General features: G+C 53.3%; 1 protein-coding gene. It reads left to right on the plus strand.

Annotated elements, in window-relative coordinates; translation table 11 throughout:
• Nucleotides 1-23: 23 nt before the first annotated feature.
• The coding region (locus tag ACFUEJ_RS24060; protein ID WP_388032349.1) for a UvrD-helicase domain-containing protein at nt 24-259 on the plus strand (236 nt) is incomplete at its 3' end.

A 259-nucleotide genomic window follows, 5' to 3' on the forward strand; every position in this document is an offset into this window, starting at 1 on the left:
GCCGAGACCCGGCTACCGGAAAAATAAGGGGGCCGAGTGAAGCTCAGGAAGAACTGATATTTGCGCGTGAACGCGGGGTATCTGTACTGGCCGGCGCTGGTTCTGGCAAGTCAACTTCCTTGGTGTCGCGTCTGCTTTTCATGAGGCATCAGCTTGACATCCGGTACTCGCAGATTTCGGTGTTCACGTTTACGCGAAAATCACGCGCTGACTTCATCAAAAAGCTCATTGAAGAGTCGAGTAACTGGCCGAGGCCAAT

It is taken from the genome of Gordonia sp. NPDC057258, assembly GCF_042668985.1.
GTDB lineage: Bacteria > Actinomycetota > Actinomycetes > Mycobacteriales > Mycobacteriaceae > Gordonia > Gordonia hongkongensis.